The following is a 21,080-nucleotide window of genomic DNA, read 5'->3' on the forward strand; positions in this document are numbered from 1 at the left end:
CGGTGAAGCACCAGCCGGTGATCGACGCGGGGAGCGAAGGGGCCGCGACGCCTCGCCATTCGCACCGGCGACAGGTCTTCGTACCGGGTGACCTGCACAATCTCGGCGACCTCAAGCTGGTGCTGCAGAACCTTGCGGTTTCGCGAGGGGAGGGCGGGGCGGTGCGGTACTGGGCGCGGCTCCCCGCAGCGATCGTCAGGCAGGTCGAGGAGGCAGGCGGCGAACTCACGCCGGGCAAGCGCCTGCTTCACTTCGCGGGCCGGGCCTTCGGGACCGATCTCGTGATTGGCGGCGGCCAGATCGTGCGGGACAACGTGTCGATCGCGTCGATGTTCGGCCTTGCACTGGCCGCCGTAAGCGCACGCGCTGGCGGCGGGCGCGTGGTCACGCGGGGGCTTGGGGTGAGTGTGATCCGTTCACGCTCCCGGCGTTTTCTCTGGCGCATGGTGCTGCGACGCTGCGCCGTGGTGAACGTGCGCGATGCGGCTTCCGCGCGTAATCTGGCCGATCTGCTGCCGGGCAAGGCGGTGGCGGTCCTCGCCGACATGGTGTTCCTGCCAACCGGCGCGTATGTCGAAGCCGAACGCGAGCCGGTCGCGCGCTGGATCGTGGTGGCGCCTTGCGACGACGGCAGCGAGCGCCGCTCGCTTGACGGCGCCGCGCTCGATGCGGTGCTGGATGCAGCTCAGGCGGCATTGCCCGACGCGCGGGTCGCCATTGCCTGCCACGACCCGCGCGAATCGATGGACAAGGCGTCCGCTGCCCGTCTCGCAAGCCGTTGGCAGCGGCGTGAGCCCCATGTCTTCGACAGTTTCGAACTGGAAACCCTGACGCAGCTCTATCGCGACGCCGCTCTGGTGGTGACGAACCGGCTGCATTCGCTGATCTTCGCGATCCTTGCCGATGCGCCCGCGCTGGCGATCGAGGACGGCACGGCCAAGGTCCGTGTCGTGGCCGACGACTTCGCGATCCCCCTGATCGGCCGTGAAGAGGCAGCCAAGGCCGGAGCCAAAGTCGCGGCGGCGTTGGCGTTCGATGGCGCGGCCCGGGCGCAAGTCAGGCAGGAACTCGGGCGCCGGGCGGCGCTCAACCTCGATTGATACCCGAAAGGGCTAATCCCGCTGCGCCGCTGCTCGCCCGCCGTGGCACTTTCCGTCCAGGCGGGGAGACGGCATCACGGCACCGTGCAGTATCCCGCTGCCTCGACATCGGCGCGGCCGTCAGGCCCTGCACGATTCCCGGTGGTCCGGGTGATGCGCGCGATGACGGCGATCGTCGCAGCTGTCGGCCTGTGCTCCTATGCACTGCCTGCCGCCGTGCGCGCGCCGGTCTCCGTGACGGCCCGATCCGGGCCGGTGATGCTCCGCAATCCGGTCGTAAAGCCGCCGTTCGGTTCCGCCGCGCCGGCCGCCGATACCGCCGGTTCACCCGAAAAGGCGCACTTGCTCAACGATGCGCGGCGTTTCGATGCGCCTCCGGGCCTCGCGAGGCCGTTCGCCTTCGCGGGCGGCGAGCAAGACCATCTGCGGGCGCTGACCTGCCTCGCTGCGGCGGGCTTGTACGAGGCGGGCGACGATGCCGCCGGGGAGCGTGCGGTGATGCAGGTGGTGCTCAACCGCGTGCGCCACGGGGTCTACCCGGCGAGCGTGTGCGGCGTGGTGTTTCAGGGGTCCGAACTATCGACCGGCTGCCAGTTCACCTTCACCTGCGACGGCGCGATGACGCGGCGGCCAGCGCCCGAAGCCTGGCGGCGTGCGCGGGTTCTCGCAGCGGCGGCGCTGTCCGGAGCGGTGGACCCGGCGGTGGGCGATGCTACGCATTACCATGCGGACTACGTCTATCCCTACTGGGCGCCGAGCCTCACGAAAGTCGCGCAGGTCGGCGCGCATGTGTTCTACCGGTTCGCCGGAGGGCATCTTGTCCGCCCGAATGCGCCGGAGCCCGTGATCGAGCGGCTCGGGGCACTCATGGGATCGGAACAGGCAGAAGTCGAAACCACCGCAGCGTCCTTGCCTACCGTCACGGAGCCCGCATTTACCGCCGCACATCCGTCCGTCATGGCAGGGAACCCCGGCGGTGTTCAGGGTGATGCGATACTCCTCGCCATCGATCCGGCGACACCTCCGGGACGGTGGGCAATGGATGCGCTCTCCCGCTGCGCGGGCAAGGCCAATTGCCGTGTCGTTGCCTGGCCCTCTCCCGCAATGCTGGAGGCCAACCGCCTGCGGTCGCCGTTCCAGCGCGACCTTCCGGTCTTCGTCTTCATCCGCGACCCGGCGAGCCACCGCGACCTGGCGCTGTGGGATTGCTCCGCCGTGACCCGTCCGGATATGCGGCAATGCCTGCCGCCCGACCGCGTCGCCGTCCAGAGACTGCTCCATACTCCGCTTTAAGGTTAAGAAACCGTCAGATTTCCTGCTCCCGTGCGGACCGGCGCAAGCCCGGGGCCGCGCGTCCCGTTGCGCCTTCCGGAGGGTATGATCGCCCGATATGCGGCCGATCCGGATTCGCCCTCTGGAGCAACGACAATAATGTCCGAATACGGTTTCCCTCTCTCTCGACGTCACCTGATCGGCGCGCTTGCGACCGCTCCCCTCCTTCCTTCCATCGCACGGGGCGCTACCCCTTCCATCAGCCGGCTGATGGTGCAGGGGCGTCCGCAAGACACCCAATCGCCCTACAAACTGGCTAACATATTGCCTGCGCTCGACAAGCTGGGCGGCGTGCGCAAGATGCGCTGCCGCGAGCCTTACAGCGGAACCGCAGGCTGGGCGACTTACGTGGGCCTCGCAAGGGCGGGCGTGCGGTTCTGCTTCACGCTTTCGGTGCGGGACATCCGCAAGAGCATCGCCGACGTGAAAGCGTTCGTGGCGACCGTTCCCAATTCGATCTTCGCCATCGAGTTTCCCAACGAGCCGGATCTCAATCCGGTCACCTACAATGGCGTGACCGACAAGCGCATGGGCTTCCGCACCGGTAATGCACCGGCCCTGATGGCGTTCATCAAGGACTTCCATGCCGCCATCAAGGTGGACCCGGTGCTGCGCTCGATCCCGCTGGTCGCCAGCAACGACTTCATGCAGGCACAGCAGGCGCCGTACACCGACTTGGCCAATTCCCACATCTACCCGACGCCGCCGTCCGACGTCGCCGGGCGCGTGGCGGGGTTCAAGCAGAAGGTGGTCGAGAGCAAGACCACCCAGGGCATCATCACCGAGTGGGGCCGCACGACGGGGGGAAGCGCCAGCAACAATACCTCGCCGCCGGTCACGATCGCCCAGCAGGCGACGTTGCTGGCGTCCGACGTCAAGACCGCGATGGCGCAGTCCTACGTCCACACGATCAGCATCTACGAGCTGTTCTGCTGGAAGGGCACGAGCGAGATCACCAATTTCGGCCTGTTCAACACCGACCTGACACCGCGCCCGGCGGTGGCGGCGATCCGTTCCGCGGTAGGCGCGTGAGGATCAGGCCCCGGTTATCGCCGGGGCCCTTCGCCCTTTCCTGAAGCGGGCGATCGCGGTGCGTGCGAGGCCGAGCAGTTCGGCCTCCGCGCCCGCGCTTCGCCCGCTGCCGATCCACAGCAGGTGGAGCATGCCGAGGTAGGTCAGCGCGCCCAAGGGTGCGAGCACGGCGATGCGTGCGATGGGCATCGCACCGACTTGCAGCAGTTCGTGATCGGCCGCCAGTACCGCCGCCGCCATCACGACCACGGCCAGGATGGTACGCCGATGCGCCTTCATCTGATCGAGAATGGGGAGTCCGGTCAGCTTCGTGACGAGCGCGGACGTGATGAACAGGCCCAGCACCGAACTCAGCAGCCGTCCCCAGACCAGCCCCATCAGGCCCCAGCCCATAAGCCCGACCGTCACGCAAGGGACGCGCAGCGCCAGTCCCCAGACGTCGCGCACGAAGAGCGTGCGGGTGGCCCCTTCGGCCATGGCCAGGGGGCGCGATCCGGTCACCAGCGTCTGCAGCGCGTAGCTGAAGCCGATCACCTGGATCAGCGGCACCGTTATCAGCCATTTCTGCCCGAGCGCCACGCGCACCATCGGGTCGGCGAGCAACATGAAGCCGACCGCGATCGGCAAGGCGACGATGCCGATCGCGCCTTGCGCGGTCTGGTAGGCGGTGCGCAGCCGGGCCCGGTCGCCCTGCATGCGGGCGAAGCTGGGAAACAGGGTCTGGACCAGCGGCGTCGTCGCCTCGCGGCTCGGGATGGCGGAGACGTTGTCGGCCATCGAATAGGCGCCCAGCTGCGCGGTCGGCAGGAACAGGCCGATCACCAGCTGATCGAAGCGCCAGTTCACCACGTTCATCACCTGGCCGAGGAACAGCCAGCTGGAGAAGCCCAGCAGGTCACGTGAACGCGAGAGGGTGAAGCGCGGCCGGTAAGGCACGACGAGGTAGCTCAGCACCGTACCCAGCGCGCCGCCGATCGCCGATCCCACCACGATAGCCCAGTAGTTGCGCAGCCACAGCGCCAGCCCAACGGAGATCGCCAGCGCCGACAGCTTCTGCACGATCTGCAGCATGATCATCGGCCGGAAATTCATCGCCCGCATCCGCAGCGAAACGAGCGGATTGGTGAGCCCCGCCAGTGCGCCGGTGATGCCCGACAGCACGAAGAGCGGCGCCAGCCTGTCGTCGCCGTAGAGCCGGGCCAGCGGTTCGGACGCCAGCGCGAAGCCGCCGGCAATGAGGGCCGCGCGCAGCAACGACATGGTCCAGGCGCTGTCGATGTGCGCGGGCGTCACCTCGTCGCGCTGGATGAGGGCCGATCCGACCGAAAGCTCGGTCAGCGCGACCAGTACGCCCAGCACCGTCGTGCAGATGGCGACGAGGCCGAAGTCCTGCGGCGTGAGCAACCGCGCCAGCACGACCAGCGCGCCGAGATTGGCGAGGTTGGTGGCGATCCGCGTTGCCCCGAGGGCTGCGGCGCCGCGCGCTACACCGACCTTGCTCATGCGGCGCTGGCCGGGCGTGGCTGGCGCAGGTCGTCCCAGATGCCGCGCGTGGTGCGCCAGCCGACCGCCAGAGCGCGCTTGCTGGGGGCCTGAAAAAACGAGCGCAGGATCAGCCACAGCGCCGCGCCGTTGCTGCCGAAGCGGCGCTTGATGTCGGCTTCCACCAGCTTGTGCTGCGACCGGATGCGCGCCCGTTCGCCCGCACGCTCGACGTCGGCGAGGAGGTTGGCGAAGATGGCGCGGTGGCCGGAGAGCACCTTGTTCATATTGGTCGTGATCCGCTCGTGCGGGCCACAGTTGAACCGCACCAGCGGCAGGCGCGCAACCCCCATGGGTCCGATACGGCGCAAACGGAACCACAAGTCCCAGTCCTGGCAGCTGGGCAGCTCCGGATTGAACCCGGTTGCCTCCTGCAGCGCCGATCGCCGGATCACCGCGCCCGACGTGCTGCCGAGGCCATTGGCGCAGCGCAAGTCGAGCAGCGAGGGGTTGTCGCGCGGCCGGTGGATCTTCTCCACCTTGATGCCGACGAGGCGAAATCCGCAGAACAGGCCGACCAGATCGGGCCGTTCCTCCAGCAGCGCGAACTGGCGCTCCAGCTTTTCCGGCTCCCACGCATCGTCGGAATCGAGGAAGGCGACCCATTCCGACTGCGCCCGCGCGATCCCGGCATTGCGCGCGACATTGGCGCCGCCGTGCTGCATCTCGACCAGTTCGATCGCCGGATCGTCCTGCGCCAGCGTGCGGACCCATTCGATCGTGCCGTCGGTCGAGCCGTCGTCGACGATGAAGATCCGCGCGACCGGCAGGGTCTGCGCCTTTATGCTGGCGATGGCCTCGGGCAGCAGGTCCCGGCGGTTGTAGGTCGGGATCACCACGTCGATGGTCGGGCCTGCGTGCTTCATCGCGGCTGTCCTCCTGAAACCTGTTTGATGACGTCCATCAGGCCCGAGCCCGCCGCCTTCCAGGTGAAGCGCGCGGCGCGGCGGCGACCCTGTGCGATCTTGAAGGCGCGCAGGGCTGGATCGTTGCGCAGGCGCACGATAGCCTCGGCCCACTCGTCCGGGCGGTCGGTGCCGGCGTAGATCGCGGCGTCTCCGCAAGCCTCGGGGATCGCGCCGGCCGGGCTGGCGATGACGGGGCAGTCGCACAGCATCGCTTCGAGCGGGGGAAGTCCGAAGCCTTCGGTGCGCGAGGGAAACAGGATCGCCACTGCGCCGCCGAGAAGACTCTTGAGTTCGCCGTCATCAGGCCGTCCGGCAAAGATCGTGCCCTCGGGCGGACGGAGCCCCGCCGCGGCGAGCGCCTCGCGCTGCGGGCCGACGACCACCAGCCGGGTCGGGGCGGCGGCGCCGGAGGAGAAGGCGTCGAAGACGACCGTGTTGTTCTTGTAGGCCTTGGGACTGCCGAACAGGACGGCGTAGCTCCCCGGTATCAGGCCAAGGCGTTCGCGCAGGCCGTTGTCCTCGGCCGCATCGAGGATGTGGTCGGCCCCGTTGGCGATGACGCGCGTGCGCCCCTGATCGGCGATGGCATGCTGATGCAGCAGGCGGCGGGAGAATTCCGAGACGGTCAGCGTCGCCTTGCTCGATCGCCCCAGCAGCGGCGTCAGCCAGCGATAGCCGATCCGCTGGCGGGCCGGATAGCCGCAGTCGGAGAACAGGAACTGCACGTCATGGATCATCGTGATCTTGTTGCGGTGGGCGATCGGCGCGAGGTTGGCGAGGTTCACCAGCACCCCGTCGCGGCTCGCCAGCGGCAGAATGACCTGTTCCCAGAACTGGTCGGTTCGCGCGTAGTCGCGTCGCTCTATGGCTTGTAGTGGCGGCACCCAGTCGGCTTTTGTCGCCGTCATCAGATAGGCGCGGGGCCGGTGTTCAAGGGGGATCAGCGCCAGCATGCGGTCGCACTCGCGGATCAGCCGGTCGGCGACGCGGTGGACGCCGTTCAGCCCGCCGGAATAGAATTTGCCGTTGAAGTAGATGGGGCGCGGCATGGTCACATCGTCTCGACGCGGCGCGGATCGATGCGGCCGGTCATGAGGTCGCGAAGCGCGATGAGGTTGCCCAGCAGGCGCCCGCGCCGGTCGATGTGCGGTTCGGGATAGAAGCTGCGCAGCGCGTTCGAGGCAAGGTTCTGTACCAGTAGCCGCTGGCCGAGGTTGGGCTGCATCGTACCCTTGCGCCACAAGTGGACGAGGTTGGCGACTTGCGAATAGCCCAGCCGCTTGCCCGGCGACCGGGCGCTGCGGGTGCCGAGGTGGATGCCGGTCAGCCGATCGCCCGACACCAGCCCGCCGCGCTTGCCAAGCTGGTGGGTGAAGTCGATGTCCTCCTGCCAGCCGTAAAGCGGCAGCGCCTCGTCGAACCACAGCCCGTCGATGGCCGAAGCGCGCACGGCCATGTTGCAGCCGTAGAGCGCCTGTCGCGGCCGGAGCGGAGTGAAGGCGGGCAGGGTGTGGCCGTCCAGCCTCAGCGCGGCGGCGTCGAAGGGGATTTCCTCGCCGTGGATGCCGTCGGCCAGCAGGTCCCCGGTCGCCCCGACGATGCCCTGGTCGGCGAACGTCTCCTCGATCACCGCGAGGTAGTCGTTATGGACGACGAAATCGTCGTCGAGGAACACTATCACGTCGGTCCTGTCGCTCAGGTAACGCAAGGCCGCGTTGCGCTGGCGGCACAGGCCCTTGTCTCCTAAGATCACGCGGGCGGGCATGCGTGCCCGATCGATGCCCGCTACGTCGTCCGGTCCGGTGGCCGATACGAGGATGCCGTCCGGCAGTCGGCTTTGCTCGGCAATGCGGTCCACCGTGCGGGCGAGCAGTGCGGCACGGCCGACGGTGGCGAATACGACGTGGATGCGCATGGGACTATACTCCCCCGGCCGCGCGGCGGTCGCGGAATGGCAGGATGATGGCGGTCGGGGGGTATTCGGGGGCGTCGCTCACGCTGCGCCGCACCGCCGCGAGAAGACCGGTGCGGCCGTCGTCGAGGAGCCCGGCGTAGCCATCGAGCAGGGCGTCGATCCAGCGATTGGGCGACAGCGCGAGGGCGCGGGTGGCGCGGTGCGCGTTCTCGCTCATTTCGCGTGCCCGCGCGTCGTCGGCGAAGATCGCACCGAGACCGGCGGCGAAGGCGCCCATGTCGCGCGGATCGACGGCAAGGCCGGCGCCCGCCGCTACGATGTCCGGCGCGATCAGCGCATCGCGTGAGGCGATGACGGGCAGGCCGCTCCACAGAGCTTCCACGGCGGCGAGGCCGAACGGCTCGATATGGCGGCTGGGCATGACGACTACTCGGGCATCGCGGGCGAACTGGCCGATTTCCGAAGGCTTGCGGCGGCCGAGCCAGGCCATCTCCGGGTAACGGCGGCGCAAGTCGGCAAGCATGTCGCCGTCGCCGATGGCGGTCAGCCGCACTCCGGCGCGGCGGCAGGCTTCGGCCGCCAGGTCTATACCCTTGGTCGCTTCCATGCGGCCGACGAACAGGACGCCCCGGTTCTCCTCGGCGGGTATGCGCTCGGGAGTCCACGGGACGACCGGATTGGGCAGTACCGCCATGTCGCGCTCCGTCAGACCGGAGCGCGCGAAAAATCCGGCCATGCCGCCGTGGATCAGCAGCACGGGAGGCGGCTGGTCGCCGATGACGCCGTTCTGGATGCCCTGCCGGGCGCTGCGCCACAGCTTCGATACCTTGCCGCGCCGGTCGCAGGCGGAGGTAAGGCAGGCCGCGCTCATCGGCGTGGCGGGGCAGGGCGCGTCCCGGCCGAAATGGAACATCGCGCCGTTGGGGCAGGTGAGGAAGAAGTCGTGCGCGTGGACCAGCATGCGCTCGCGGACTGGCCGCATCGCTGCGAACAGCGCGGGCGAGAGGATCTGCGACCAGCCGTGGATATGATAGACCGTTCGCGGGGTGTCGTGGCTGGCGATCCATTGGGCCACCATTGCCGCTGCGGGGCGATTGTAGAGGCCGTGTACCATTGCCTTGGCTCGGCTGCCCTCCAGCAGCCGTCCATGGCCGAGGGCGACGACCTCGATGCCATCGGCCTCGAGATCGGGGTTGCCGCCGGAGCCGCACAGCAGCGTCACCTTCTGTCCGCGCCGCGCGAACTGCACCGCTGCCTCCAGCGCAAGCTGCGAAGCGCCGCCCTTGGCGTGGGCAAGGTCGTTGATGATGACGATGCGGTCGATCATCCGGCCACCGCAAGCTGGCCGGCCAGCGCATGAATGGCATCGGTCGCGCCTTGCAGCAGGTCGGTGTGCACTTTCTCGTCGACGCCCTGCTCGATGGCCGTCACCGCAAGGTCGGCGACGTGCATCGGGCTCGCCTCACGCGGGTCGATGACGAAGGCGCCGCGTCCGGTCAGTTCGAAGAAGCTGCGCAGCTTGCTGTCCCAGGCAAAGCCTATCGTCGGCACCCGGTAGGAATAGGCGACGATGCAGGCATGGAGGCGATGGGCGAGCACGCAGTCGAAACCGGACAGGGCATGGGCAAGTTCACGCGGCTCGGCGAAGTCGGGGGCGAAGTCGATGCCCGGCTCGCGGCCGATCCGGGCCTTCAGGCGGTCGCGGAACAGGCGGTCCTCCGGACTGCCGTTGGTGAACAGGACGACGTCGCGCCGAAGCGCCGTCAACTGGCGCGCCACGGCGCGCATCCATGCTTCCAACTGCCCGTCGTCGTGGGCACCCTCGTGATGAAGGCGCAGGGCGATAGGGGCCGTCACGCAGAGCCCGACGCGCGGCGGCCCGGATATTCTCGGTGTACCGTAATGCCGGGCGCTGAGAAGGCCGGGGTCCGGTGCGATCGTGGCCGGTCCGATGCCTTGGGTGCCCATGGTTGCGCGCCAGGTTTCGGCGGAGAGGTCGTCGCGAACCGATATGTGCAGTAGACGCGCCGCCCGCAGTTGCTCGGCCAGCCGTGTGCGTCCGGCGGTGGACCATTCCGCAGAGACGCCGACGCTTGCGATCGCCACCGGCAGTCGGCGGGCATTGGTCAGCTTGAGGGCTTCGGCGATCTTTACCGGAAAGTTCTGGTCGACATCCTGGAACAGCGCGCCGCCGCCGATGATCACGCCGTCGCAGGCGGCCAGCGCCGTCTTCCAGCGCGGCGCAAGGCGATAGCGTACCAGCACCAGCAGCAGAGCGGGAACGAGCAGGGCACGCAGACCGGCCGGGAGGCGCTCGATGATCGATAGTGCAGTCGTACGGCGGCGCCCATGAGCCGCGCTGAAGCGGGTGCGCCCGGCGAGGTCGATCGAAACCGGCTCCATGCGCGGCCGGGCGCGGCGCAATTCGCCTTCCAGGCATTCCGCGATGATCCCGTCGCCCAGGTTCGGGCTGTACTTGACGTTCAGTATGGCGACGCGGGCGGCCGCAGGGGTTTCATCGGCGGAATGGTCGATGGTTTCCTCCGGCTGATCGGGGGTGTCTGGCGGATTCGAGAGGTGTTGAGCGTCGCGCGGATCGTCGAGCATCAATCGTTCGGCGGCTTCCATGGACGATCCTGTTTCCGGTTGCGGACAGACTGCATCCCGCGGCGCGGATCGGACGACCGCGACTGCACTGCAACAAGGCCAAGAGTATGAAATCGCAGCGCTCTGGCGAAGAGGTGCGAATGGGGGGCTACCGAAGGGGTAGGGCGGGGCACGGTGTGCGGATGGTCAGGACAACGGCCTGCCGTATTCTACCAGATCGGCCAGCGCGCGTAGCTGCTCGGGCAGTTCGGCGGACAGTCCGAAGCACTCGTAGAAGTTCACCGTAGCGCCCAGCATGGCGACCGCGACGGTGCTGGCAGGCAGCCCACGCTCCGCCAGTCGCGCGTAAGTGGCGGCGAGTTGGTGCGACACGGGCGCGAAGTCGCGGTAGTCGATGTCGGCGCTGGTACGCGCGAGGCGATCAAGGCAGTCCCTGACGGTGTCGCGCTCGGTTTTTGAAGTATCGTGCATATCGACCCCTTCGAAAATCCGTCTTGTGAATCGGAAAACCAAGGGACGCGCCGCGTAGCTGCGCCCACTGCGTTGTATCGGGTCATCAATTGTCCGAAGCCAATTCTATGAAGTCGTCATCATTTCGCGCCGCCCGAGGCATCGCACTAACCCTTTGGAGGGAGACGGTTTACCCCAACTGCGCGAAAGGGTTGCTGCAGGGGTTGTCCGCGAAGAGCCCGTGGTACTCCAGATGGCCGGGATCGTCGGACCCGTCGTGCCTGGTGGCGAGGACGAACTCCGTTAGCAGCTTGCGGTCGAAAGCATCGAAGCGCTCCGCGATCCCGGGTTGCCGCAGCGCGAACCACCTGGCGCCGCCGAAGACTTCCAGCAGGTGCAGCGCTCCGGCTTCCATGTAGCCCAGATACCCGTGGCGGGCGCCGAAATCCTTCGCGAAAAGGGCGAAGTCGGCGTCGCTCATGGTGAAGGGGCCGGCCAGGCGGTGGAGGACGGCGCGCAGCGCAGCGCCGCTACCGCCGCGGGCGACGAGCCCCGCGACCCCGCCGGTGATGCCGACGCCCACAATGCCTATGCCTGCCAGCGCGGTGCGGCGCGTGATTTCGGTCATGCCAGCACCTGCCGCGCGGCGCGGATCGACATGGCGGCGACCGTCAGGCTGGGATTGCTGGCCGAACAGGTCGGAAATACGCTCGATCCCACGATCACGAGATTGCGCAGCGTGTGATGGACCTGTCCGCCATCGACCACGGAATCGCCCGGGTCGGTGCCCATGCGCAAGCTGCCTTGCAGATGGCTTTCGGTCGGCCGGACGGAGCGGCGCTCTATGCGCTCCACCGGAATGCCGGACAGGATATCGGGGAGTTGTTCGAAGGCCCGCTCGGCACCCGCCACTGCATAGGCTCCGGGTTCGCCGCCGACGACCTTGGCCCGTCCGTCAGTACCGATCTCGACCGCGCATCTTTCGTCCGGCAGTTCCTCGGCGACGATGACGATCGGCAAGCTCTGGCGCCAGCGGCCCGCTTCCGTCCTCAACCCGAATTTCCAGCGATTCTCGAAATAGAGCAGCGCCGCGCCGGACGTCTTGCGGAACGGGCCGTCGTAGGCGCCATAGTCCAGGCCTGTGGTGATCGTGCTGCCATCGAAGTTGTCGATCCCGTCGAGCATGGCTTCCACCTCGATGCCGTAGGCTTCATGCAGGCCCTTGCCGACCGGCCCCTGCTCGATTCCGGATCGCAGCAGGATGGCGGGCGAGTGGATGGCGTTGGCGCCCAGCACGAAAAGGTCGCCGTGCACCGTGAACTCCCGTCCCCCGGAGCGGAACTGCGCCGAGCGCACCACCCCGCCGGAAGCGTCTAGATGGGTGACCTCGGCGCCCGGGCAGACTGTGACGGAGGCGTGCTGGAAGGTGTCCATCAGCCCGTTGTTGGCGGTGAACTTCGCATCGACCGGACACAGCGAGCAGCGATGGTTGGCGCAGCAGGACGGCCGTGTCGCCGTCGCCACGCGGGCGCGGGCAGTAGGCATGACGAAATGCAGGTCGGGGCGGGCATGCTTCAGGCGCGCATCCGGGGTCGAGGGGTGATGCGGCGGTTGCGGGAAGGGCCGCGAGCGGGGCAGGACCCGGCCCATCGCCTCGTCGCCGGAGATGGCCATGATCTCCTCCGCCTCGCAGTAGAACGGTTCGAGCTGCGCGTAGTCGAACGGCCAGTCGCGTGCCGTCCCGTACAGCGAGTGCAGCCGAAAGTCGCTCGGGTGGAAGCGGGGCGTTTGCGCGAACCAGCAGTTGGTGCCGCCGCCGAAGCCGATCGTGAAGTTCCACGGATGATCGCCGGTATTGGCGAAGGTCGACCCGGGCGCGATACGGCTTTGCCTGCCGTCTTCCCACTGGTCCGCATGGCTGCGGATCTCGCCCCATTCCAGCACCAGAACCCTACCCGTGCGCGCGTGGCGCAGCGCTTCGTGGAGAAAGAAGCCGGAGCCGAAGCCTGACCCGATCACCACCGTATCGAAGTGATGACCGGCGATATTTTCCGCGCGGACCTGCGTTTGCAGCCTGGTCATGCAGCCGGGACCGCCTGCGGTGCGGTGACGTTCTCTGCGAAGCGGGGAATGATCTGCGGTTCGGCGCTGTTCACGATGTCCGCATCCTTGTCGAAGTATCGGAAGTCGATGAAATGAATTGATTAGTCCAGTTTTCACAGTTCCGGCGCCAACGCCAATGGGCATGATTGATTAATCCGATGGGATAACGGGTAATGTATCCCGGTAGATCGCAAGATAGTCATCGCCTTCTTAGCTGGAGAATTGTGAGTGCTTTCGCTGCGCAAATTGGGGGTAATCCCAATGGTGCAATTGGAGCAGTCGCCCGGATGCGCGATTTTGTCTGGCCAGACACAAGGCGGCAACATGGGGGCATGTAGTGGCGAGCCAGGCATTGATCGACGCAAATCCAGGCATCGGCGTTTCCCATGCTCCGCGATCGCGCGGCGCGGCACCGGCGCGCCGCCTGTTCATCAATGGCCGCTTCCTCGTCCAGCAGGCGACCGGGGTACAGCGCGCGGCCCGCGAGATCACGGTCGCGCTGGACCGGATGCTGGGCAGCGGGGGTATCGTCGCCGACGTAACGCTGCTGGTGCCGCCGGGACCATGGGTCCAGCCCCTTTCCCTGGATCACATCAGGGTCGAGACGGTCGGTCGCCACACCGGGGTGCTGTGGGAGCAACTCGACCTGCCTCGCCATGCCCGTAGCGGTACTCTGCTGTGCCTGGGCAACAGCGCGCCAGCGCTGGCGCTGATCGGGCGCGAGGCCGACGTGGTGGTGATGATCCATGACGTCTCGTTTCTCGACCATCCGCATGCCTACAAACTCACGTACCGTGTGGGTCACCGGTTGATGCTGCCGCTGCTGATGCGCGGCGCGCGCGCCATCGTCACGGTTTCGGAAACCGAGCGCGAGCGGCTGGTACGGCTGGCTCCGGCTGCGGCGCCGAGGATAAGCGTCGCGCCCAATGGTGGCTGGAGCGCCGATGTCGTGCCATCCTCCGGTCAGGGGAAACTAATCCCGCCGCCTGGCTACGGGCTCTACGTCGGCTCGCTGTCGCACCGGAAGAATTTCGCGCGCACGCTGGAGGCGGCCATTCGCCTTGCGCGTGAGGATGGGCTGCATTTCGTCTTCGTCGGCTCGTCGGGCAGGGTGCTGCGCCGGCCGCGATGCGAAGTGCCTGCCGATGTCGCGGGCCAGATCCACTTCGTGGGCCAGGTCAACGACGCTGCCAGCCTTGCGCGGATCTACCGTGACGCGCGTTTCCTGCTGTTCCCTTCGCTTTACGAAGCGTGCCCGCTGCCGCCAGTCGAGGCCGCGCATTTCGGCTGTCCGGTGGTGGTCTCCAACATCCCCTCGATGTGGGAGCGCTGCGGGCGGGGGATGACCTATTGCGACCCGCTGTCGGTCGATTCCATGCTGCGCGCGGTGCGCAGTGTGCTGCCGGATTCTGCGTGGCGAGACCGCGCGATCGCAGCCGGGCACGTCATGGCGGAGCGTCGATGCTGGCAGGATCAGGCGGCCTTGATCTGCGTCGCGGCACTGGGCGCGGATTGTCTTGTGGACCGGGCCTTGGGGGGTGGGGCCACGGTGGCGGCGGCGGAGTTTCAAGGCTCCGTCGCCGTCTCAGTCTGACGGGTTCAGGCCGTAGCGGGCACCGAAGCGCAGTCCGGGGACGGGACATCCTCCACGGCTTCCAAGCGGAGCCGTTCCGCCTTGATCACCGCCACCACGCGGGCGATTTCCGCCGATGCCAGCCCGGAACCCATGGGCAGTCCGAGCAGTGAGCCGGAAAGGCTTTCGGTGACCGGCAATGCGTCGCGGGGGGCATCGGCGAGGTGGTCGTGCAGGTGCAGGCCGCGACCGTACCAGAACCGCGTCTCGACGCCCGCTAGGTCCGTTGCCGATTGCAGGGCTTCGGCCGTTGCCGCATCGGTGCAGCGGTGGATCACGTAGTTCGATGCGACATGCGGCGTCGTCAGCAGGTCTTCGGCGGGCAGCCCGGCCTGTGCGAACGCAGCCCGATAGGCCCTTGCGGCGCGCCCGAAATCGGCGCGCTTGGCCGTCCAGCCGTCGAGTTCGGCGAGGGCTACGGCGGCGTGATACTCGCTCATCTTGCCGTTCAGGCTGGCGCTCTGGCTGTTGCGCGATCCCATGAAGCCGAAGTTGGTCGCCTGCGATGCCTTGGCGGCCAAAGCCGGATCGGGCCACAGGACGCAGCCTCCTTCGCCGCAGCCGAAAGCCTTGGTGGCATGGAAACTGAGCGCGAGCGGTACTCTTGCGTCGCATGTCATCGCGCCGTCGGCGACGGCCTCGATAGCGGCAGCGGCGTCGATGACTACCTTCACGCCGGTATCGCGCTGGAACTGCGCCCAGCGCGCCACGTCGATCGCGCGGCCATAGGCGCTGACCGGGATCACCACGCCGAACCGTTCGAGCAGAGGGTGATCGGCCAGCCGGTCCGGGTCGAGCGTCCAGCTCTCTTCGCAGACGTCGGCAAGATAGGGCTGGTAGCCGCACTGGCTCGCCCCCGCCGCCGTCGCCACGAACGTATAGGCCGGGCATACGGCGTAAGGGCGCTCCGCGGTCGCGGTCCCTGCATGCGCCATGATCGCGGCGACGAGCGCCGCAGTGCCGGAACTGGCGGTGACGACGCTGCCGTCGACCAGCCCGAAGGACGATTGCAGGCGCGTCTGCAGCGACCTGACCAGCGGCCCCTGGTTGGAGTACATCCGTGCCTGGTCGATCTGGCGCAGATAGGGCGCCACCGCATCGGTCGTGGGCAGGCGCGGTTCATAGGCCAGCAGGCGCCGGCGCCCTTTGGGCGCGAACGCCGTCAGCCGATGGGAAAGCGCGTCCGGCGCGGCGGCGTCGATCATGCGCAAGGGACCGAAATCCCCCGGCACATCGGGATCGTCGACCACGGGCGCACTGAGCGCGATGGGCTTGAAAAGGCCGATGACGGTATCTCCCTGTTTTGTCCGTTACGGCCGTACTGCCGGGTTGAGCGCGAACTGGCGGGCACGGCCGCTGCCGGATTCGCGGATCGTGCCCTGGTATGCGCGGCGGATCGCCCTGACCGCTGCGCCCGGGGTGACCAGCAGCGGCACCGCGAAAGCCCAGAAGCGCGGCAGCGCGAAGTATCGGCGCAGCAGGTAGAGCCCCGCCAGCAGAGCGTCGCGCGCTGTCGTGCCTTCGGTCTTGGCATTGACGATGCGGGCAATGACATGTGTGTCGAAGATCCGCCGGGCCATGGCGCGGCGGACGCGGGCATCGTCAGGGAACAGGAGCTGCGCGATCTCGTCATAGGCGCGCACATCGACTTTCAGCCGTTCCAGCCATCCGACCCGGCGCTTGAGCTGGTCGTTGCCCGACCGGAAGCCCACGCAGGGCTCCTCGACCACGCCCCAGCGGCCTCTCGCGCCGACCGCAAGGCCCGCGATGTATACTTGCGAATAGAGGTTCGTCATCGCCCGGGCACGCGGATCGGCGGCGGCCGCCGCCCAATGGGTGCGCCTGATCAGCGTTGCCGAGATGAAGCCGAGCAGTTCCGCCAGATGGCTGAATGCCGGTCCGACCCCAGTGAAGCACTGGGTCCGCGGCATCTTCCTGATGCCCGTCATACGGCGCATCGTCACGTCGTAGTCGACCACGCCGACGGTGAGGGCGATGGCATCCGGCCATGCCGACAGCGCGGAGAGCACGCGGCGGATGCCGCCTCGCTCGATCCGGTCGTCGTCACCCATCAGCCAGACGTAGTCTCCCGTCGCGCGGGCGGCCACGGCGGCGATGTTGCCGTCCACCCCGACGTTGACGGGGTGGCGGAAGTACGTGAAGCGGGCGAGGCGGTCGGCATAAGTCGCAGCCACCGCCTCGGTATCGTCGGGAGAGGCATCGTCGCCGACCACCACTTCCACGTCCGCGCTGTTCTCTGCGAGGATGCTGTCGAGCAGTTCCGCCAGGCAGGCAGAGCGATTATAGGTGGGAATGCAAATCGAAAGCGTCGGCATACGATTTCCAGAATGTGAGGCCGGGAATGTGAGGTTGGGCCTCCTGTGCAGGAAAATACATCATATGCGGCAACCGGCGTCCAGATGGGCGCGGCATTAGTATTACTGCGTTATTGTAAACAATGGCCGATTTGCAGGACTTGGGATTGATTGTATTGGTATCGAGAGCATAGTTTTCTCTCCCGATTTATCGGAATGCACAGGGCGCCGTGCGAGCGCGCGTGATCATTGTGTCTCGCCTTCCGGTAGCCGTCCGACACCGGGCTGAAAGGTGCGCTCGATCGCGATGCGGAAGGGCGCACGCCGGACGATGCGCACCTGCTGCGGGTCCAGACCCGCTTCGGCGAGCCTGGCGGGCCATTCGCCGGGCCGCATCGAGCGGGCGATGGAAAGCTGCCCGTCCTCGCGCACGATGCGGTGGACGCCCATGACACGGGCCAGCAGCGGGAAGCCGTAATAGGCGAAGCGGTGGCGATGGAGATCGCAGATCAGCCATCCCCTGCGCGCCCTGATTTCCATGTGGCGCAGGAAGCGGCCAAGCTGATCGTCGCTCATGTGATGGGCGACCTGGCTGCTGACGATGAAATCGAAGCTCTCGGGCTGGTCGGCATAGTCGCCGGTGCGGTACTCTACGCTCAGCCCCGCCGGTGTCGCTGCGCGGGCGAGACCTTCGCTGGCGGGATTGAGGTCCACGCCCACGAGCGTCGCGGTGATCCCCCGCCCGGCCGCCCATTTCGCCACCGTGCGCAGCAGGTCGCCATGGCCGAAACCGACGTCGAGCAGGCTGAACGAGCGGGTCTCGCCGAGGGCGCGGTTCAGGAACGCGGTCGTCGAACGGGCGGTGAAGGTCCAGCGGTTGACCCGCGCCAGATCGCGCAGCACCTCGGCATATATGAGCGGGTCGAGGTCCGATGCATCCATTTGCTCTTCCCGGCGTGACCGGGTGGACAGGTCGTTCACTGAACCACGATCTCGCCGGTCATGCCGAACGTGCTGTGCATGAGGTGGGTGCAGCGCACCTTGTAGCTGCCGGCGGCGGGCGCGACGAGATGGACGTCGATGCTCTGGCCGGCATCGAGCGATACCTTGCCGCCGGTGATCCTGGCCCGGTCGCCGTCCATGACCTGCGCGGCCGCGAAGAATTCCCGGGCCGCGAAATCATGGCCGCCCGACGACACGTTCGTCAGGTGCAGGTCGTAGGTCCGGCCCTGCTTCATCGTGATGGTGGAAGGCGCGAACTTGAAGCTGGAAAGCTCGACGGCCAGCGTTTCGGCATGGCTCCAGTCTGCTGCGGGCGGACCACCTTGCGATGCCGCTTCCAGCGGCGCCAGCATCAGGATGGCGACGGCGACCAGACGAACATCGGTCATGCGAAAGGCGATCATGTTCCCATCTCCGGAAAGCCGGTCGAGTATCTCACCTTTCGAGGCCGGATTGAAGCGATATCGCTGTTGTCTTTCGAGACTTGCCGGGGCTGGAAAAAGCGCGCAGTCTCACGAAGATATCGCGTGGGGCCGGCACTCCAGAGCCAGCCAAACCTTCACGCCGCGACTGAACCTGCATCAAGGAGAAACGTGGATGACCTGCGACGATATTCTGGCCCTGATCGCGCAGGAAACAGGACTTCCGATCGAACGGCTTCAGCCTGACGAGACGCTGGGCACGCTCGACATTTCCTCCATCGATCTGGTTTCCATGCTCTTCGAACTTGAGGACCGTTACGGGATCGAACTTCAGCCGGAGGAACTCACACGGGAGATGACCTTGCGGCAGTTGTTCGACCGCATCGGTGTTCCCCTGCCTCAATGACGGCCGCGCAATGAGAGCCCGCGTGCTGGTAACCGGCTTGGGCTGCGTGAGCGGGGTCGGGCGCGGCGTTGCTGCAAACTGGGAGCGCGTGCGGAAAGGCGACGGTGCGATCCGCCCACTCCAGCCGCCCGCGCCCGACGGCATCGCGGCATGGGCGGATGACGAGACCGGCGCACCCTCCCTGCTCGGCACCGTCGATCCGGAACGGTTGCGGCGGCTGGGGAAGCTCGACCGGCTTTCCGCCTTCGCGCTCGAGGCGGGGCTTGAGGCGGTGGCCGATGCGGGCCTGCTCGAACACCCGACGCTGGCGCGGAGAAGCGCCATCCTGCTCGGCTGCGGCAGCGGCGGGAACGCCACGATCGAGACCGCCTACGAGCGGCTGTTCGGGGCGGGGCAGCGCAAGGTCCATCCACAGACGATACCCAGTTCCATGGTAGCGGCGCCCGCCGCGCAACTGTCCATGCTGCTCGGCGTGCATGGGCCGGTGCTGACGTTCTCCGGCGCCTGCGCCTCCTCGGCGCAGGCGCTTGGCGAGGCAATGCACATGATCCGAGCCGGGCGCGCGGACGTCGTCATCGCCGGCGGCGCAGAGGCATGCCTGACGCGCGGTTCCCTCACGGGCTGGCAGTCTCTCGGCGTGCTGGCGTCCGATACGTGCCGCCCCTTCTCGCGCGATCGGCGCGGCATGGTGCTGGGCGAGGGCGCCGCGGTGCTGGTGCTTGAGAGCGAACGCCACGCGCTGGAGCGCGGCGCCCGGATCCATGGCGAACTGGCGGGCTACGGCGCATCGAGCGACGCTTCCCACATGACCGCGCCGGACCTAGAAGGCATCGCCGCCGCCATCCGCGCCGCGCATGAAGACGCCGGTATCGGATTCGACACTGCGGCGCTCGTTTCCGCGCACGGCACCGGCACCGCGCTGAACGACCCCGCCGAAGCGGCCGCGATGCACCGGGTCTACGGCCCGGCGCTGGCGCATCACCGGGTCATCGCGACGAAATCTGCCCACGGCCACATGATCGGCGCCACCGGAGCCATCGAGTTCCTGCTCGGCCTTGTCGCGCTTAACGAAGGAATCGCCCCTCCCGTGCTCAATCACCTCGGTCCCGATCCCGACTGCGACCTACCGCTCGTCCTTGCAGCGCAGGCGTTCGCGCCGGAGGTTCTGGTATCGAGCAGCTTCGCCTTTGGCGGGCTCAACGCCGTGTTGGTGGGCCGCCGCGCATGACCACAACGATCGCCCGCATCAATCGCATCGGCACCGCCAATCCGCCGTTCGAGGTGCACGACGCCTTCCTGCGCTTCGTCATATCCGGCATCGCTGACGAGCGCACGCGCCAGGTGTTCGAACGCATGGCCGCGCGTTCGGGGATCGAGCGCCGCTTTTCCTTCCTCGAGCCGGTGACGCTGCAGGACGGCACCGTCACGGACACGGAAGGCTTCTACGGCAGCGGCCCATGGCCATCGACCGGCAGCCGCATGGAGCGTTACGAGCGCGATGCGCCGCGCCTTGCGCTCGATGCCATTGCGGCGCTCGGCCTCGATATCGCGCGGGAGGGTATCACCCATCTGATCGTCGCTTCGTGCACCGGGTTCATGGCGCCCGGCCTCGACCAGGCCATCGTCGCGGGGGCGGGGCTCGATCCGGGCGTGGAGCGCACCGTGGTCGGCTTCATGGGCTGCTACGCGGCGGTGAATTCGCTGCGGCTGGCACATCACATCGTCCGGTCCGAGCCTGCCGCGCGCGTCCTCGTGGTGACGCTGGAACTGTGCAGCATTCATTTCCAGCGCAGCGACGACCTGCCGAGTCTGCTTGCGATGCTGCTGTTCGGCGATGGCGCCGCTGCGGCGCTGGTGACGGCGGAAGGAGGCGGCATCGCTTTACAGGACTTCCGGGCAGTCACCATCCCGGACACCGCCACAGCCATCACCTGGAACATTCGCGATCAGGGGTTCGATATGCATCTGGGCGGGGAAGTGCCCGCCCGCATCGCGGCCGCGCTCGCTTCCGAGGCGAAGCGCGGGGACGAGCACGGCCTTTTGCGCGGCGGATCGCCGGACGACTTCGCGCTGTGGGCGGTCCATGCGGGCGGGCGCACCGTTCTCGACGCGGTGGAGCAGGGGTTCGGCCTCGGCGCCGAAGCGCTCGCGCCTTCGCGATCGGTGCTGCGTGATCGGGGCAACATGTCGTCCGCGACGCTGATGTTCATTCTGGCGCAGATGCTGTCCAGCGGCGCGCAGGGGCCGGGTCTGGCGCTGGCCTTCGGTCCGGGAATGGCGGCGGAGAGCTTCCGCTTCACGATCGAGGACTAA

At 67.5% G+C, this 21,080-nt stretch carries 20 protein-coding genes; 7 read left to right on the plus strand and 13 right to left on the minus strand.

Annotation, left to right across the window (positions count from 1 at the left end; genetic code table 11):
- The first annotated feature begins 2 nt into the window (after positions 1 to 2).
- The 3 genes from HWN72_RS23770 to HWN72_RS23780 all read left to right on the plus strand — a co-directional run bounded on the left by HWN72_RS23770 (position 3) and on the right by HWN72_RS23780 (position 3,464).
- A complete protein-coding gene (locus HWN72_RS23770; RefSeq protein ID WP_211151561.1) occupies positions 3 to 1,100 on the plus strand; it encodes a polysaccharide pyruvyl transferase family protein in 1,098 nt (365 codons plus the stop codon).
- A gap of 42 nt (positions 1,101 to 1,142) precedes the next feature.
- Positions 1,143 to 2,393, plus strand: coding sequence for a cell wall hydrolase (locus HWN72_RS23775; RefSeq protein WP_236727327.1), 1,251 nt, complete (start codon positions 1,143 to 1,145; stop codon positions 2,391 to 2,393).
- A 249-nt stretch (positions 2,394 to 2,642) separates the two neighbouring features.
- Positions 2,643 to 3,464, plus strand: coding sequence for a calcium-binding protein (locus tag HWN72_RS23780; RefSeq protein WP_248006273.1), 822 nt, complete (start codon positions 2,643 to 2,645; stop codon positions 3,462 to 3,464).
- 3 nt (positions 3,465 to 3,467) lie between these two features.
- Here HWN72_RS23780 and HWN72_RS23785 read toward each other — a convergent pair whose 3' ends face one another.
- The 9 genes from HWN72_RS23785 to HWN72_RS23825 form a co-directional block, all read right to left on the minus strand.
- A complete protein-coding gene (locus HWN72_RS23785) occupies positions 3,468 to 4,967 on the minus strand; it encodes a lipopolysaccharide biosynthesis protein (protein WP_036525119.1) in 1,500 nt (499 codons plus the stop codon).
- Positions 4,964 to 5,872 (minus strand): glycosyltransferase family A protein, encoded by a 909-nt coding sequence (locus HWN72_RS23790; protein WP_051586776.1) that lies wholly within the window; start codon positions 5,870 to 5,872, stop codon positions 4,964 to 4,966. Before HWN72_RS23790 ends, HWN72_RS23785 begins: the two co-directional genes overlap by 4 nt.
- Positions 5,869 to 6,963, minus strand: coding sequence for a glycosyltransferase family 1 protein (locus HWN72_RS23795; protein ID WP_036525116.1), 1,095 nt, complete (start codon positions 6,961 to 6,963; stop codon positions 5,869 to 5,871). The genes HWN72_RS23790 and HWN72_RS23795 overlap by 4 nt, the downstream gene beginning before the upstream one ends.
- A 2-nt stretch (positions 6,964 to 6,965) precedes the next feature.
- Positions 6,966 to 7,829 (minus strand): glycosyltransferase family 2 protein, encoded by an 864-nt coding sequence (locus tag HWN72_RS23800; RefSeq protein WP_211151563.1) that lies wholly within the window; start codon positions 7,827 to 7,829, stop codon positions 6,966 to 6,968.
- 4 nt (positions 7,830 to 7,833) lie between these two features.
- Complete coding sequence (locus HWN72_RS23805) at positions 7,834 to 9,156, minus strand: glycosyltransferase family 4 protein (protein ID WP_036525110.1); 1,323 nt, start codon at positions 9,154 to 9,156, stop codon at positions 7,834 to 7,836.
- Positions 9,153 to 10,457, minus strand: a complete 1,305-nt coding sequence (locus HWN72_RS23810) for a polysaccharide pyruvyl transferase family protein (RefSeq protein ID WP_211151564.1) — start codon at positions 10,455 to 10,457, stop codon at positions 9,153 to 9,155. Before HWN72_RS23810 ends, HWN72_RS23805 begins: the two co-directional genes overlap by 4 nt.
- A 165-nt stretch (positions 10,458 to 10,622) precedes the next feature.
- On the minus strand, positions 10,623 to 10,907 hold the full coding sequence (locus HWN72_RS23815; protein WP_008828446.1) for a hypothetical protein: 285 nt from the start codon (positions 10,905 to 10,907) through the stop codon (positions 10,623 to 10,625).
- A gap of 169 nt (positions 10,908 to 11,076) precedes the next feature.
- Positions 11,077 to 11,514 (minus strand): hypothetical protein, encoded by a 438-nt coding sequence (locus HWN72_RS23820; protein WP_211151565.1) that lies wholly within the window; start codon positions 11,512 to 11,514, stop codon positions 11,077 to 11,079.
- Positions 11,511 to 12,968 carry a GMC oxidoreductase gene (locus HWN72_RS23825; RefSeq protein ID WP_211151566.1) on the minus strand — a complete coding sequence of 486 codons (1,458 nt, stop codon included), beginning with the start codon at positions 12,966 to 12,968 and terminating at the stop codon, positions 11,511 to 11,513. The genes HWN72_RS23820 and HWN72_RS23825 overlap by 4 nt, the downstream gene beginning before the upstream one ends.
- A 358-nt stretch (positions 12,969 to 13,326) precedes the next feature.
- Here HWN72_RS23825 and HWN72_RS23830 point away from each other — a divergent pair, with 358 nt between their 5' ends.
- On the plus strand, positions 13,327 to 14,583 hold the full coding sequence (locus HWN72_RS23830; protein ID WP_211151567.1) for a glycosyltransferase family 1 protein: 1,257 nt from the start codon (positions 13,327 to 13,329) through the stop codon (positions 14,581 to 14,583).
- A 5-nt stretch (positions 14,584 to 14,588) separates the two neighbouring features.
- On the opposite strand, the gene HWN72_RS23835 is transcribed toward HWN72_RS23830, so the two are convergent.
- From HWN72_RS23835 to HWN72_RS23850, 4 genes are all read right to left on the minus strand, one after another.
- The gene (locus HWN72_RS23835; RefSeq protein WP_211151568.1) at positions 14,589 to 15,872 is read right to left on the minus strand and encodes a DegT/DnrJ/EryC1/StrS aminotransferase family protein; all 1,284 of its coding nucleotides are present in this window, start codon (positions 15,870 to 15,872) and stop codon (positions 14,589 to 14,591) included.
- A gap of 60 nt (positions 15,873 to 15,932) precedes the next feature.
- Positions 15,933 to 16,958 (minus strand): glycosyltransferase family 2 protein, encoded by a 1,026-nt coding sequence (locus HWN72_RS23840; protein ID WP_036525100.1) that lies wholly within the window; start codon positions 16,956 to 16,958, stop codon positions 15,933 to 15,935.
- Between the two features lie 225 nt (positions 16,959 to 17,183).
- A complete protein-coding gene (locus HWN72_RS23845; protein ID WP_211151569.1) occupies positions 17,184 to 17,879 on the minus strand; it encodes a methyltransferase domain-containing protein in 696 nt (231 codons plus the stop codon).
- 35 nt (positions 17,880 to 17,914) lie between these two features.
- Positions 17,915 to 18,328, minus strand: a complete 414-nt coding sequence (locus tag HWN72_RS23850; RefSeq protein WP_248006274.1) for a cupredoxin domain-containing protein — start codon at positions 18,326 to 18,328, stop codon at positions 17,915 to 17,917.
- On the opposite strand from HWN72_RS23850, the gene HWN72_RS31325 reads away from it, so the two are divergent.
- From HWN72_RS31325 to HWN72_RS23865, 3 genes are read left to right on the plus strand one after another with little or no spacing between them, the layout of a single operon-like run.
- Complete coding sequence (locus HWN72_RS31325) at positions 18,327 to 18,767, plus strand: acyl carrier protein (RefSeq protein WP_236727326.1); 441 nt, start codon at positions 18,327 to 18,329, stop codon at positions 18,765 to 18,767. The two genes, HWN72_RS23850 and HWN72_RS31325, sit on opposite strands and share 2 nt — an antisense overlap.
- A 10-nt stretch (positions 18,768 to 18,777) precedes the next feature.
- A complete protein-coding gene (locus HWN72_RS23860; protein ID WP_211151571.1) occupies positions 18,778 to 19,995 on the plus strand; it encodes a beta-ketoacyl synthase in 1,218 nt (405 codons plus the stop codon).
- Positions 19,992 to 21,080: a type III polyketide synthase gene (locus HWN72_RS23865; RefSeq protein ID WP_008831587.1), complete on the plus strand. Its 1,089-nt coding sequence runs from the start codon at positions 19,992 to 19,994 to the stop codon at positions 21,078 to 21,080. Before HWN72_RS23860 ends, HWN72_RS23865 begins: the two co-directional genes overlap by 4 nt.

Source organism: Novosphingobium sp. HR1a (assembly GCF_015594425.1).
In the GTDB taxonomy this organism is placed as follows: Bacteria; Pseudomonadota; Alphaproteobacteria; order Sphingomonadales; family Sphingomonadaceae; genus Novosphingobium; species Novosphingobium resinovorum_A.

Excerpts from the sequence above, each read along its gene's own strand:
- HWN72_RS23810 (WP_211151564.1), bottom strand. The coding sequence starts at position 10,457 with ATGGAAGCCGCCGAACGATTGATGCTCGACGATCCGCGCGACGCTCAA.
- HWN72_RS23850 (WP_248006274.1), bottom strand. The coding sequence starts at position 18,328 with ATGACCGATGTTCGTCTGGTCGCCGTCGCCATCCTGATGCTGGCGCCG.
- HWN72_RS23780 (WP_248006273.1), top strand. The coding sequence starts at position 2,643 with ATGGTGCAGGGGCGTCCGCAAGACACCCAATCGCCCTACAAACTGGCT.
- HWN72_RS23815 (WP_008828446.1), bottom strand. The coding sequence starts at position 10,907 with ATGCACGATACTTCAAAAACCGAGCGCGACACCGTCAGGGACTGCCTT.
- HWN72_RS23825 (WP_211151566.1), bottom strand. The coding sequence starts at position 12,968 with ATGACCAGGCTGCAAACGCAGGTCCGCGCGGAAAATATCGCCGGTCAT.
- HWN72_RS23820 (WP_211151565.1), bottom strand. The coding sequence starts at position 11,514 with ATGACCGAAATCACGCGCCGCACCGCGCTGGCAGGCATAGGCATTGTG.
- HWN72_RS23845 (WP_211151569.1), bottom strand. The coding sequence starts at position 17,879 with ATGGATGCATCGGACCTCGACCCGCTCATATATGCCGAGGTGCTGCGC.
- HWN72_RS31325 (WP_236727326.1), top strand. The coding sequence starts at position 18,327 with ATGCGAAAGGCGATCATGTTCCCATCTCCGGAAAGCCGGTCGAGTATC.
- HWN72_RS23795 (WP_036525116.1), bottom strand. The coding sequence starts at position 6,963 with ATGCCGCGCCCCATCTACTTCAACGGCAAATTCTATTCCGGCGGGCTG.
- HWN72_RS23865 (WP_008831587.1), top strand. The coding sequence starts at position 19,992 with ATGACCACAACGATCGCCCGCATCAATCGCATCGGCACCGCCAATCCG.
- HWN72_RS23800 (WP_211151563.1), bottom strand. The coding sequence starts at position 7,829 with ATGCGCATCCACGTCGTATTCGCCACCGTCGGCCGTGCCGCACTGCTC.
- HWN72_RS23840 (WP_036525100.1), bottom strand. The coding sequence starts at position 16,958 with ATGCCGACGCTTTCGATTTGCATTCCCACCTATAATCGCTCTGCCTGC.
- HWN72_RS23785 (WP_036525119.1), bottom strand. The coding sequence starts at position 4,967 with ATGAGCAAGGTCGGTGTAGCGCGCGGCGCCGCAGCCCTCGGGGCAACG.
- HWN72_RS23860 (WP_211151571.1), top strand. The coding sequence starts at position 18,778 with ATGAGAGCCCGCGTGCTGGTAACCGGCTTGGGCTGCGTGAGCGGGGTC.
- HWN72_RS23805 (WP_036525110.1), bottom strand. The coding sequence starts at position 9,156 with ATGATCGACCGCATCGTCATCATCAACGACCTTGCCCACGCCAAGGGC.
- HWN72_RS23790 (WP_051586776.1), bottom strand. The coding sequence starts at position 5,872 with ATGAAGCACGCAGGCCCGACCATCGACGTGGTGATCCCGACCTACAAC.